This is a genomic window from Fusobacteriaceae bacterium, from assembly GCA_031272775.1.
Lineage (GTDB): Bacteria > Fusobacteriota > Fusobacteriia > Fusobacteriales > Fusobacteriaceae > JAISST01.
Genome location: JAISTB010000009.1, coordinates 132,662 through 145,607, shown reverse-complemented (window position 1 = coordinate 145,607; position 12,946 = coordinate 132,662). Strand labels below are relative to the sequence as shown.

General features: G+C 52.0%; 10 protein-coding genes. 6 read left to right on the top strand and 4 right to left on the bottom strand.

What is annotated here, in order from left to right; all coding sequences use genetic code 11:
* From LBQ97_03175 to LBQ97_03165, 3 genes are all read left to right on the top strand, one after another.
* Positions 1–212: hypothetical protein (locus LBQ97_03175; GenBank protein MDR1831722.1), on the top strand; the 212-nt coding region annotated here is incomplete at its 5' end.
* Positions 213–601: 389 nt separating this feature from the next.
* Positions 602–1,342 carry a hypothetical protein gene (locus tag LBQ97_03170; protein ID MDR1831721.1) on the top strand — a complete coding sequence of 247 codons (741 nt, stop codon included), beginning with the start codon at positions 602–604 and terminating at the stop codon, positions 1,340–1,342.
* 188 nt (positions 1,343–1,530) lie between these two features.
* Positions 1,531–2,520: an immunity 51 family protein gene (locus LBQ97_03165; GenBank protein MDR1831720.1), complete on the top strand. Its 990-nt coding sequence runs from the start codon at positions 1,531–1,533 to the stop codon at positions 2,518–2,520.
* Positions 2,521–2,625: 105 nt separating this feature from the next.
* Here LBQ97_03165 and LBQ97_03160 read toward each other — a convergent pair whose 3' ends face one another.
* From LBQ97_03160 to dpaL, 4 genes are read right to left on the bottom strand one after another with little or no spacing between them, the layout of a single operon-like run.
* Positions 2,626–4,215 (bottom strand): D-aminoacylase, encoded by a 1,590-nt coding sequence (locus LBQ97_03160; protein MDR1831719.1) that lies wholly within the window; start codon positions 4,213–4,215, stop codon positions 2,626–2,628.
* Positions 4,216–4,243: 28 nt separating this feature from the next.
* Positions 4,244–5,719, bottom strand: coding sequence for a sodium:solute symporter family protein (locus tag LBQ97_03155; protein ID MDR1831718.1), 1,476 nt, complete (start codon positions 5,717–5,719; stop codon positions 4,244–4,246).
* A 15-nt stretch (positions 5,720–5,734) separates the two neighbouring features.
* Positions 5,735–6,919 carry a YgeY family selenium metabolism-linked hydrolase gene (locus LBQ97_03150; protein ID MDR1831717.1) on the bottom strand — a complete coding sequence of 395 codons (1,185 nt, stop codon included), beginning with the start codon at positions 6,917–6,919 and terminating at the stop codon, positions 5,735–5,737.
* Positions 6,920–6,954: 35 nt separating this feature from the next.
* Positions 6,955–8,178 carry a diaminopropionate ammonia-lyase gene (gene dpaL, locus LBQ97_03145; GenBank protein ID MDR1831716.1) on the bottom strand — a complete coding sequence of 408 codons (1,224 nt, stop codon included), beginning with the start codon at positions 8,176–8,178 and terminating at the stop codon, positions 6,955–6,957.
* A 469-nt stretch (positions 8,179–8,647) separates the two neighbouring features.
* Here dpaL and LBQ97_03140 point away from each other — a divergent pair, with 469 nt between their 5' ends.
* From LBQ97_03140 to rsmG, 3 genes are all read left to right on the top strand, one after another.
* Positions 8,648–10,108, top strand: coding sequence for a sigma 54-interacting transcriptional regulator (locus LBQ97_03140; protein ID MDR1831715.1), 1,461 nt, complete (start codon positions 8,648–8,650; stop codon positions 10,106–10,108).
* Positions 10,109–10,335: 227 nt separating this feature from the next.
* Positions 10,336–12,225: a tRNA uridine-5-carboxymethylaminomethyl(34) synthesis enzyme MnmG gene (gene mnmG, locus LBQ97_03135; protein ID MDR1831714.1), complete on the top strand. Its 1,890-nt coding sequence runs from the start codon at positions 10,336–10,338 to the stop codon at positions 12,223–12,225.
* A gap of 1 nt (position 12,226) precedes the next feature.
* A complete protein-coding gene (gene rsmG, locus LBQ97_03130; GenBank protein MDR1831713.1) occupies positions 12,227–12,937 on the top strand; it encodes a 16S rRNA (guanine(527)-N(7))-methyltransferase RsmG in 711 nt (236 codons plus the stop codon).
* Positions 12,938–12,946: the final 9 nt, after the last annotated feature.

The window sequence follows — 12,946 nt, the reverse complement described above, 5'->3', positions numbered from 1 at the left end:
TTCTTGATGCATACCACTATTATAAGGCATTTGGAACCAATCCGGAACCTCTGGTACGAAAAACCGAATTGCGTGGAACGGTTGACCGGACTCACTGGTATATCAGAGCGAAATATTCAAATATGTTTGTTTTTGAAAAATGGCGGTCTCTAAACATTGAGAATAGTAAAATTAGATATCAAAATGAAACCAGATCAAAAACATTGGTATGAGAAAACAGAAGGAGAAAAAAATGGATTGAGAAGAAGCCAGGCGGACTAAGTGAGCCATATATTAACATGTGTAGAAAAATGTGGGGTTCAGGGGAGACATATATTTTTTCTTTTGGAAATAGAATGTCAATTGAAGATGCGCAACGAGTAGTAGACACGATCAATGGATACAAAGAACGCGCACAAGTTTGACCCGGTTTTCATTTGACATGCCCCCGCCTCAAAAGCCCGCCATTGGCCGACTTTACCCCAATGCTGCACAGTCAATTGCAACTGCAAATATTAAAAACGGGCCTGGGGGTTTTACACAATATTATATACCAGATTATGAAAATGCACTTCGACCAATAGCAACTATACAGATGACAAATATAAAATAGGAGATTATAATGATCGATAAAACGAATGGTAACTTAATTCTCGATGACGGCTTTATCATCCGCAAAGGAATGACTATTACAGAATTCTGGAACACGATGAACAAAAGCAAAATCGAAAGTGATGACGGGGATGTAATGAAAAGGCTTAGATTGTACCCGCAAAGATTTGGGACTACCTATCTTATAATATCAGTTTCTTTCTTTCCGAAAAATATATTGTCCAAGGTTAACCTGTATTATTCTGAAAATGGTGAGTTTCCTTCTTGGCGTTATTGGTCATATGAAAATGAAATGGAGAATAAAGAAAAACTCGAAATTTGGTTGGAACAAGAATTAGGTCAAAAACCACCCTATAGATTTGCCTGGGGAACTATCGAGACATATTATGATCAGAAAGGTGCTTCAAGTGGCGCTATTATTACGTATAAGCTTTTGGATACGGTGTCAAGCTCAACGATTAAAAAAATCACGGATAGAAGCGCAAGAGACGGGGTTAACAAAGAAGAGGAGCCTGTTGAATGGCCGACGAAACGTGATAGAGAGGCTGAAGTGAAGGAAGCCCAAGAGAAGGAGCGGCGTTATCAGGAGAAGTTTGAGGCGCTGCCGGAATCCGTTCGAGAAGCGTATATTGCCAAAGCGAAATTATGGACCGGGTATGAGTCTCAGGCCAAGATAAGCCGCGCCCTTGCTGAAAAATTCCTGACATTGGAGATATGCTATCTCATGGAAAAAGACGGGATTATTGTATGATCCCCCTCTACTTGAAGAGAAAGCCCGCCATTGGCGGGCTTAAAGGTAAGACAATACGTTATGGCGTGACGTAGCCTTTATCGAGACTTTTCACCCATTGGTTAATAAGTTTTTGCAGAATTTTTTAAGCAAATGGGGAAAAAGATCAAATAATATTATTTTTCAAAATCTAAGTACTTGGAGGGAAAATGCAAGAAATAATGACTGCCATAAGAAGAATTCAAGAAATTAAGAAAAACAATCCAGAAATTGAAAAAATGATCAATAATTTACAAGAGTTAGGTTTTATAGAGCTTATAGTTTTGAAAAAAAGTAGAAAAGCTATCAAAACCGGAGATGTTTTCGTATTCTCCCCACGTAAAGGATTATATTTTTATGGAAAAGTATTGAATGGGAAAATAGAAAATATTTATAAAGGTTTCGTGCATGGAAATATTCTAATATTTATATTTCAACATTCAAGCCAAAAAATTGATATTCAAGAATTTAAAAAAGACTATTCTAAATTATTATTGGCGCCGACGATTGTTACATATCTTCAATGGTCAATGGGATATTTTATGACAATCGGCAATGAAGAAATTTCAGAAGAAGAAAAAAATCTTGATTATGGGTTTTATGTTGAAAGAACGAATACTTTTTGCAAAGAAACTGGAGAGTTGATTGATCATGTGCCCGAAATATTAGCGAGACCATATGGTGAATTAACGACACCTCATGGGATTACAGCAGCCGTTGAAACAGAATTTATCATTAATCCAGATTTAATTAGAGGATACCCAAGTACTTACGAGTATGATTTCCCAATATACAGACCAGCAATCAAAATGACCAGCTTCGACAAAGAAATATTGCCATTTACCTTTTTGAGAAACGCAGAAGATAAAAACTATTCTTTATCGTTGGAAACTGGGGAATATATGATGGAATGTTTCAATAAATTCTCGAATAAAGGATTTCAGGGTAATGGCTATGACTGGAACGCCGTATTCAAAGCATTTGTTTCTAACAAATGCCCTGAACAATTAAACAAATTAACATTCGATTCAGAAGCAGGTTTATTTTGTGTCTTCACAAAAAACAGGACCCTACTCAAAGAACTGGCAGCAGATTTCAAAAAGGCTTGTGAAGATGATGTAACATTTATAAATTTATTAAAAATTGCTGAACCAGAGTAATTTTGAAACGTAATATTCCCAAGCACAGAATGTTTACTTTACTCAAATTCTCCCATGAGCCCGCAAAAAGGCACGGCGACAAGCCGTGCCTTTGATCTATCTACCTTATTTCGCAATCCGGATCAATTTTCCCGGCAAAACTTCCTGTTTTTCCCCGTTTCGAATCGCAAACTCCCCGTTTACGATGACCGTCTCAATTCCCTCAGGAAACTGGATCGGATCGGTAAAGGTTCCTTTGTCCCGGATGGTATTCGGATCGAAGATCACGATATCCGCGTAATGCCCTTCCTTGAGCTCGCCCCGCCGGGAAATGTGAAACGTCTCGGCAGGCTTTTTCGTCATCTTGTAGATGGCGGTCTCAAGCGGTAAAGCCCGCATTTCCCGGACGAATTTCCCCATGACCCGGGGGAAGGCGCCATAGACCCGCGGATGCGGTTTCCCGCCCAAGAGGCCGTCGGTACAGATGTTGCTTTCGGGCCTTGTGAGAAAGGTTGCCACATGCTCGTCTTTTCCGTAGTAGTCGTACATGCCCACGGCGTTTTCTTCTTCCCGGAGCAGATCAAACACGGCGTCAAACTTGTCTTTTCCACGCATTATGGCAATTTCCAAGAGATTTTTTCCGATGCAGTCCCGGTTTTTCTCCGTCTTGACCGAGGTCACATAGATCCCCTCGAAACCGGCAAAATCAATGAAATTGTCCCAACCGGGAATCCCTTCGAGGATATCCCGCTTCATTCTTTCCCGGTCCGCGGGATTTCCCAAGCGCTCCACGAGTCTGTCCGTGCCGCCCGCGTGGGCCCAGGGGGGAATGATGACCCCCAACATGGTGCTTCCGGCCACATAGGGATACTGGTCGTAGGAGATCCGGACGCCCTCTTTTTTACATTGATCCAGCAGCGCCAAGACGTCTTCGATCAAATGCCAATTCTTTTTTCCGCAGATCTTGAAGTGGGAGAAATGGATCCGGACGCCGCTTTCCCGGGCGATGGATATGACCTCTTTCATGGATTCCAGGATCGTATCGGCCTCGCTCCGCTGGTGGATCACGAGGGGCCGGTCATATTCCGCCGCCACTTTGCAGATTTCCGTCAGTTCCTTTGTCTCGGAATAGGCGCAGGGAATGTAGATGAGTCCCGTGGAAATCCCCGCCGCGCCCGCTTCGAGTTCTCTTCTTGTGATTTCGCGCATTCCGGCGATTTCATCATCGGTCGCCGGTCTCGCGTCAAGGCCCATGGCTTCCATCCGGATATTGCCGTGAGGGACCAGGTACAGCTCGTTGGGCCCCGAGCCTTTTTCCGCGATCAGTCGCAAATAACCGTCCGTCGTCTCCCAATCCCAGGCGAGTTCGTCGCTGTCGCCGTCGAGGCCCGCCAGGTTCTTTCGCCAGGACGGGACATAGGCTTTCGGAAGGGGCGCCATGGAGATGCCGTCCTGCCCCAGGATTTCCGTCGTTATCCCCTGCCGGATTTTGGGCTCGATAAAGGGATTCACCAGCACCTGCAGGTCCGAGTGACTGTGGGTGTCGATAAAGCCCGGGGCCACAACGCGGCCCGTGGCGTCAAGGATATCCGTGTCCGCATCCGGCGCGACGGTTCCTATTTTTTCGATGGTTTCGCCGTTGATCAGAAGATCCGCTACATAGCCTTCTTTTCCGCTCCCGTCAAGAATTACGCCATTTTTGATCAATTTTTTCATGTTCCGCCTCCTTGGATTCCTTCCGATCCTAAATATTCTCAAATTTGATTTCCGGCGCGGGGGCCACGCCCGCCGACCGATCCAATGCCGATACCGTGAAAATCACGATGAAGGCGACGATCCCGCCGGGAACCATGGCGTTCAGGCCCCAGGGGGTCTTCAGGGCGTAAATCCAGATTGCCGCCACAAGGGTACCCGCCACGATGGAGATGAAACCGGCCCGTTTCGTTACATTTTTGTAGAAGAGGCCGCAGATGAAGGCCGCGAAGGGTCCCGCGCTCCGGAGGGCAAAGGCGCCCATCATGACGCTGATGACGTTGCTTGCGGCGAGGGCGATGAAAAGCCCCGCGGTTCCGACCACAAGCATAGCCGTTTTGGAAATCCAGATCTCTTTTTTATCGTCCTTGACGCCGCCGTTGATGTAAGGAACGAAGATGTCATTGGTAAACATGGTGGCGGTCCCGATCATATTGCCCGAGGCGCTGCTCATGGTGGCGGCCACGATGGCTGCCAACACAATGCCCGCAATGACCGAAGGAGCAAAGGTAATGGTGGCCGTAGCCAGGGCGTTTTTCTGGGCGCCGTCCGCGGCGTAGCCGTCGATGCACACATAGGCCATGAGACCGATCAGCGCCGGAACGATGGCGTAGGTCGCGGAGACGAGACCGGCCAGGACCGAACCCAACTTCGCGGATTTTCCGTCTTTGGCGGAGCAATAGGTCTGGACGATCTCCTGTCCCGTGGGAAAGGTCATGAAATACATGGCGATATAGCCGAAGATGGTCGTAGCTCCGATTTTCGTCATGCTGAGAAAGTTCATGGGCGCGCCGTTGGCATTGGTAGCGGCTGAGGCTTTGGCAAAGAGCGCCGAGAAGCCGCCGATTGCCTTGTTATTTACCATGATGAACATGGCGACGGCCATGCCGACCGTGATGAAGAGGACGTGCATAAGGTTCGTGGCCGTCACGGATTTATAACCGCCCACCATGGTATAGAGAATGACGACCACGGTGCTGACAATGGCCGCGGTCCGGAAGTTGAAACCGGTCACGACGTTGATGATGGACGCCGTCGCCAGAATCTGCGCCCCTGTAGCCATAAAGAGCGCGAGAATCGAGGTGACCGCCGTAAAGATGTGGGAAGCCTTGCCGTAGCGCAGACTGATAATCTGCGGAACCGTGTTGGCCTGGGCTCTGCGGAAATAAGGGGCGATAAAGGAAACGAGGACAAAGCCGACGCCCCCCGCGATGACGTACCAGGCGGAAGAAAGCCCGTACTGGAAGACGTTTGTGGCGATGCCGGTCGTGCTTGCGCCGCCGGTATTGGAGGCGAAGAGGGTTCCGGCCAGGACCACGGGGCCCAGGGATTTGCTTGCCATGAGAAAATCGTCGTTGCTTTGCTTTTTCTTTCCGGCGCCCGCTTTGGAGGCGTAAAGACCGATGACCACCGTTGCGGTCATGTAGACGAGGATAATAACGAGAGCGATGATTTGGGTCCGGTTCATGATTTTCCTCCTTTGTCATTCCGACAAATAAGCTTTTAAAATCGCATAATATCCTTCCGCCACGTCATAGAGACTTTCCAGTTCCGCGTATTCGTCTATGGTGTGGGCGAGATTCTCCCGGGAAGGGCCGTAGCCGATTGTTTTGATGCCCGCTTCCCCCGCGTAGTGGGAACCGTTGGTGCAGAAATTGTAATGGGTAATCGTAGGCGTCTGGCCGATTTCCTGAAGGGCGTGGAGCGCCTTTTGTATATAGGCTTCGTTTTCGGAAAAGAGCCAGCCCGGGAAAAAGCGTTCTCCCTCTATTTTTTCGCCTGTCCAGCAGTTTTCAACGCCTTTGGCGTAGGAAACTTCCGCCTTCAGTTGGGGATCTTCGGCCGACAGTTTCTTTAGCAATTGCTGGATGGGGGCGATGACTTCCTCCGGCGTTTCTCCAACCAGCAGTCTTCGGTCATAGGTGGCCCGGCAGTAATCGGGAACGACGGAGGTGCCGGGATAGGGGGAGGATTTGACGTCGGTCAGTTCCAGAATACCGTCGCCCAGGATATCGTGATGGCTCATGGGCAACTCCCGGACGGCCGAGATGATGTTCATGATTTTATAGACGGCGTTTACGCCTTTTTCAGGATTCGCCGAATGGGCAGGAACGCCGAAGGTTTCGAGAACAATCTCGGCTCTTCCCCGCTGTCCGATCTTGAGGTTCCCCTGGGAGGCTTCGCCGATAATAACGACGTCGGGCTGCACAGTCTTGCTGATTTCCCGGGCCGCCACCCCTTCAAAGCATTCTTCGTGGACCACCCCCGCGAGGTTGATCTCCCCGGCAAAATTTTTATCGGAATCCTGAGCGAGCCAGGCCCCTGCCAGAAGCATAGCCCCGACGGCCCCTTTCATGTCCGTCGCGCCGCGTCCGTAAAACTTTCCGTCGGCAACGGCGCCTTCGAAGGGCTTTTTCGTCCATTTTTCGGCGTCCGCAGGAACGGTGTCGATATGGCCGTCCATGAGGACTTTCAGGCCCGGCCGCTTTCCTTTGATCGTACAGATCACGCTGCCGTAGCGGTCGATGCGCACGGCGTCATAGCCAAGTTCTTTTGCGGTTTTTTCGATATATTGCGCCACATCTTTCTCTTCCCCCGAATAGCTCCGGCGGGCAATCAGATTTCCCAATACTTCCAACAGTTGTGATTTCCGTGCTTCCGTTAACATACGCCTTCCTCCTTTTTGATCAATCGGTTGTCTTGTTATTTCGTATTCCCATACGCTCCGTTCCACACAATATTCCTGAACCCCTCCGCGTCGGTGTCGCCTTCGGTGCTGACGCAGAGGATCCGCGAATGTTCATCAATGCCCAGCGCTTTCCGTAATTCCTGAAACGCGCCAGTTTTTTCCGTCAACAGCGTGAAAAGTCCCAACCCTACGGCCCCGGATTCCCCGGAGATGATCCGTTTGTCTCCGCACAGGGGACTCGAGAGCGCCCGCATACCGTGAGCCGCCACGGAGTCGTCGCAGGAAACCGCGAAATCCGCATAATCCCGCAGGATTTTCCAGCTGATGGTATTGGGTTCCCCGCAGGCGAGCCCCGCCATAATGGTCTTGAGGTCTCCCGTCACCGCGTGGGGGTTGCCGTCTCCCGCTTCCATGGACTTATAGATGCAGTTGGCCCCGTGGGGTTCGCAGATGACTGTGATCGCTCTTTCCGCTCGGTAGCGTTCCGCGAGATACCCTTGGATCGCCCCGGCGAAGGATCCCACGCCTGCCTGCAGGAATACGTGGGTAGGCGTGTCCGCCCCTTCTTCCCGCAACTGCGCTTCGATTTCCTGCGCGATGGTCGCATAGCCCTGCATGATCCAGAGGGGAATCTCCTCATAGCCCTCCCAGGCGGTGTCCTGCACCATGATCCAGCCCTCTTGGGCGGCTTTTTGCCCGGCCAGACGGACGGCGTCGTCGTAGTTGAGGTCCGTGATCGTGACCTCCGCCCCTTCGGCGGCGATATTGTCGTAGCGCATGGGCGCGGAGCCCTTTGGCATATAGACCACGGCTTTCTGCCCCAACTGCCGGGCCATCCAGGCGACCCCTCTGCCGTGGTTGCCGTCGGTAGCCGTCACGAAGGTCAGATTCCCTAATTTTTTCCGGATTTCTTCGGAAATGAGGACCGGAAAGGGCAGGTCTTTCATGGGGAGTCCCAGCATTTTGCCCAGGTACTTCCCGATGGCGTAAGAGCCGCCCAAGACCTTGAAGGCATTGAGGCCGAAACGTTTGGATTCGTCTTTGAGGCGGACAGCTGCCACGCCGCAATGAGCGGCCAGATTTCGCAGATCGGCAAGAGGCGTCGGTTCATAGCCCGGCAGGCTCTTGTGGAAGGACAGGACTTCCTCCATTTCCGCCCGGCCGAAGCCCCGGGGTTCTTCTTTCTGAGCCGTAAGGCTCCGGCTTTTTCCATTTTTGATCCATTTGAGCAGTTCCATTTGCATCCCTCCGGAAAATTTTGTCTTTCTACTTGCCTATAAAGCAAAAATCCTGCCAATCGAAAAAAAGATTTTTTGTTCGGATTCGGGATGGAAAAACACGATCTTGTACAAAGGCACAAAGCGGCAATGGGAAAGGGAGAATTGAGGCGGGAAAACGCGTAGGGGCGCGAGCCCCGGCTGTGGCTCGCAAGCTCGCTGACGCCGGGACATAGTGGTCTTCTAACATTTGCTGCGGACTACGTCCTTGCAAACGTAAGAAGCCACTAATTGCGCGTCCGTGCTGCCTAACCGGAAACGGAACATTATTTTCCAAGAATAGTTATCATTATGAGAAATAATTCCCAAAATGATAAAATAAATAAAGAACGATAGAATTGTGCAAAAGCGGAAAATTTTCAAATTTTCCGCTTTTTGGTTCTCATTTTGAGAAATTTGTGCTATACTATAAAAAAAGAAAGGAGCCCCTATGGACTTGTTTGCCGGAATTCTCGAAGAACTGGAAAAATACGCCGCCACCATATCCGAAGTCATCAACATGGACGTGGAAATGATGGACGCCGATTTCGTGCGGATTGCGGGGACCGGCAGACTGCGGGAAAAAGTCGGCCTCGACATGTCGGGGGAATCCCACGTGTACCGGAAAGTGCTGGCCACAGGCGAGACCCTGGTCATCCTGCAACCCCGGGAAGAAGACATCTGCGCAAGCTGCCCCGGCAAGTCCCGATGCCGGGAGATCCTCGAAGTATCGACCCCCATCCTCTTCCGGGAAAAACCCATCGGCGTCATCGGGCTCATCTGCTTTGACGAAGCGCAGAAAATGGAGTTCCTGCCCAAAAAAGACGCCTATATCCGATTTTTGCAACAAATGGCCCTTTTTATCGGCGGGCGCGTCTACGAGGCTTTTGAGAAGAAAAAAATCGAGGAGCGCAACCGGGAACTCCTGCGAGAAACGGAGAAACTGAAGACCTGGCTCGAGGGAAGGGACGAGACCTTCTCCAAAGATTTTATCTTCGATTCGCCCGAAATGAAGCGGGTATACGCGAAAATCGCCAAGGTGGCCAAAAATGATTCGACGGTCCTGATTACCGGCGAGAGCGGCTGCGGAAAAGAAGTGGCGGCCCGGGAGATTCACCTGTCGGGCCCCAGAAGAGCCGAGCCTTTTGTGGCGGTCAACTGCGGGGCCATTCCCGAAACCCTGATGGAAAGCGAATTTTTCGGTTATGTGAAGGGCGCTTTTACGGGCGCCAATCCCCGGGGGAAAACGGGCTTTTTTGAGCAGGCCCACAAAGGCACGCTTTTTTTGGATGAAATCGGCGATATGCCCCTCTCGCTCCAGGTGAAATTGCTGCGGGTCATTCAGGAAAAATCCCTGACGCCTCTGGGGGCAGACGCCCCCCGGGATGTGGACGCCCGGATCATATCGGCGACCAACGCCGGGCTTGAAACCCTCGTCGAGGAAGGAAAATTCCGGGAGGACCTCTATTACAGGCTGAGCGTCGTGCCTATTGAAATCCCGCCGCTGCGGGAAAGACCGGGAGACGTCGAGAATCTGATCCGCTTTTTTATCAGGCGCTACGCTCATCTTTTCGGCATTCCCACCCACGGCATCTCTCCGGAAGTCATGGAGATTTTCCGAAATTACCCCTGGCCCGGGAACATCCGGGAAGTGAAAAATGTCGCCGAATATATCGTGAATATCCTTGAGGAGAGCGACCGGGAGATCCTGCCCGCCCATTTACCCGCGAAATTCGCCTCGGCGCAAGTCGCGGGGGAAGCGAAAACCCTGGCCCAAATGGAAAAAGAGGCCATTGAAGCGCTCCTTCGCGCTTACGGGACAAGGGCCTCCGAAAAAAAGAAAATCGCGTCGACCCTGGGCATAGGTCTTGCGACGCTTTACCGGAAGCTCAAGACCTACGGACTCTGTTGAGTCGCGGCGCAAAAACTCCGCGGGAAAAGTTGCATTACCCGCCGGGATATGATAAAATAGAGTCGGACTTGCGTGGACGGACTTCCGGACCGGGGAATATTTCCGGAATCCCGACCGGCCAAGAACAATTCCAAGAACAAATCAGTGAAAAAAGCAGTCACAGTGACATGCCGGGAACACAAAGCCGGCGTATGATAAATCATAGCGCGGAAACGGAGGCGGGAGCAATGCGGCAATTTGATATTATCGTGGTGGGCGCGGGACACGCGGGCTGCGAGGCGGCCCTGGCGGCGGCCCGGCTCGGAATGAGAACGGCCGTATTTACCGTTTCGCTCGATAATGTCGGCGTCATGTCCTGCAATCCCTCCATCGGCGGACCCGCCAAATCCCATCTCGTCAAGGAAATCGACGCCCTCGGCGGGGAAATGGGCCGCAACATCGACAAGACCCTGATCCAGATCCGGGTGCTCAACACGAAAAAAGGACCGGCCGTCCGCGCGCTGCGGGCCCAGGCCGACAAAAAACGCTACGCCCTCGAAATGAAAAAGACCCTCGAGACGACCCCCAACCTGAGCCTGATTCAGGGGATGGTCACGGAGCTCGTTTTGGAAGGAAATAAAGTCGTCGGCGTCAAAACCCGGGAAGGGCTTTCCTATGACGCCGGTTGTGTGGTTCTCGCCACGGGGACGTTCCTGCGGGGCAAGATCCACATCGGAGACAGGCATTTCAGCGGCGGGCGCATGGGAGAACCGGCCTCGGAAGAGCTGCCGCTTTCTCTGGAGCGGGCGGGGCTGAAGCTGGGACGCTTCAAAACGGGAACGCCGCCCCGGATCCATGAAGATTCCATTGATTACAGCGGCCTGGAGGAGCAAAAGGGGGAAACGGACAAAGTCCTCAAATTTTCCTCCCGGACCGACGACGCCTTGATTCGCGACAAAAAACAAATCAGCTGCTTTCTGACCAGCACCAACGAAACCGTCCATGAGGTGATCCGGCAAAACAAAGACCGCTCGCCCCTTTTCAACGGGACCATCGTGGGAACCGGCCCCCGCTACTGTCCGTCCATAGAGGACAAGGTGTTCCGTTATGCCGATAAATCGAGCCATCACATTTTCCTCGAAAAGGAAGGCCTTGACACAAAGGAAATTTACCTGAGCGGACTCTCCTCCTCGCTTCCCGCCGATGTGCAGGAGGCGGTCGTACACCGCATGAAGGGCATGGAAAAAGCCGCTTTTATGCGTTACGCCTATGCCATCGAATACGATTACGCCGAGCCCCAGGATCTGAAATACAGCCTAGAGAGCCGGATCGTGGAAAATCTCTTCTTGGCGGGGCAGATCAACGGCACCTCAGGCTATGAGGAAGCGGCGGCCCAGGGCATCATGGCGGGAATCAACGCGAGTAGGAAACGAAAGGGGCTCGAACCTTTGATCCTTGAACGCTCCGAGTCTTATATCGGGACGCTGATCGACGACCTCGTCGCCAAGGGGACAAACGAACCTTACCGGATGTTTACGGCAAGATCGGAATACAGGCTTTTGCTGCGGGAAGACAACGCGGATTTGCGCTTGACGAAAAAGGGCCGGGACATCGGGCTCGTCTCCGACGCGGAATACGAACGGGTACAAAAAAAGGCCCGACAGGTCGGGGAAATCAAAGAAAAGTTGGACAGCTTTCATGTGGGCCCCGGAAATCCCAGGGTCAACGAGATCCTCGAGAAAAGAGGGGAATCCCTTATCCATGACGGCATCTCCCTGGCCTCTTTGCTGCGGCGGGCAAATGTGGATTTCAATGATGTGAAGTACGTGGCCGAACTGATTCCCGGCGCCGGGCTTGCGGGCTATGAGGAGGAAATCGAATATCAGGCGGAGGTTCAGGTCAAGTACGCGGGCTACATCGAGCGGGCTCTGCAGATGATCGAGGCCCATCGGGGCTTCGAACGGAAAAAAATCCCCGCGGATCTCGATTACGCCGAAGTGGGGAATATCCCCCGGGAAGCGCGGGACAAGCTCTCCCGGGCAAGGCCTCTGACGATCGGTCAGGCGGCCCGGATTTCCGGGGTCTCTCCGGCGGATATTCAAGCCTTGCTCGTGGCGCTCAGGCTCAGGGGGGATTGACATGCGGGAACAACTGAAAAAAGGGCTGGCGCTGGCGGGACTTCCCGCCGACCCGCAAAAGATAGAGCAATTGCTGCGCTTTATGGCGCTACTGACCGCATACAACAGTCATACGAACGTGACGGCCATCCGGGAAGAGGACGCGATCCTTGAAAAGCACATCCTCGACTCGCTGCTGCTGCAAGGACTCATTTCCGGGGACAATCAAGACAATTCCCCCCGCAGGGCCATTGATATCGGAACCGGCGCGGGCTTTCCGGGAATGATCCTCGCGATCTGGAACCCCCAAATTCACTTTACGCTCCTCGATTCCGTGGGGAAAAAGACCAGGTTCCTGCAAGAGGTCAAGGACGCGCTGTCCCTCGCCAACACGGAAATCGTCACGGCCAGGGCCGAGGATCTCATCGAGGGGAGAAGGGAAACTTATGATTTCGCCTTTTGCCGGGCGGTGGCGAGACTACCGGTCATCATCGAATACGCGCTTCCCTTCCTCAAAACGGGCGGGCGGTTTTTCCCGCAAAAAAGCGATGAAAGCGAGGCGGAGGGGGCGAAGCGAGCCCTTTCGGAATTGAAAGCCGAAATTACGGGAATCCGCAGGATGACGCTTCCTTTTTCCAAAGAAAAACGCGTCGTCATTGAAATCAAGAAAAACGCGGTCAGCGCGAAAAAATATCCGCGAAAGGCGGGAACTCCGCAAAAGAACCCGCTGTAAAAAAGCGTC